Annotated in this window: 1 pseudogene; it reads left to right on the top strand. The window is 74.5% G+C overall.

The annotated features are described in order from the left end of the window. A pseudogene (locus KUF83_RS42585) lies at window positions 1-345 on the top strand (hypothetical protein); the annotation flags it as partial.

Here is a 345-nt window from a genome sequence, read left to right as displayed (position 1 = left end):
AGCCGCCCGAGGGACGGTCGTCGCGACGGAACCCGCCACGGTCGCCACCGCGCTCGCCGTCACGACGGTCGTCCCGGCGGAAACCACCCGAGGGGCGCTCGTCACGACGGTCGAAGGAACGGCCGCCACGCTCGTCGTCCCGGCGGAAGCCGCCGGAGGGACGCTCGTCACGACGGTCACGGTTGAAGCCACCGGACGAACGGTCGTCGCGGCGGTCGCGGTTGAAGCCGCCCGACGGGCGGTCGTTGTCACGACGGTCGCGGTTGAAGCCGCCCGAGGGACGGTCGTCGCGACGGAACCCGCCACGGTCGCCACCGCGCTCGCCGTCACGACGGTCGTCCCGGC

Origin of the sequence: Streptomyces sp. BV286, from assembly GCF_019090165.1 — a bacterium.
Lineage (GTDB): Bacteria > Actinomycetota > Actinomycetes > Streptomycetales > Streptomycetaceae > Streptomyces.
The sequence above is the reverse complement of the archived record's forward strand: the minus strand, read 5'-3'. Positions and strand labels throughout refer to the sequence as shown.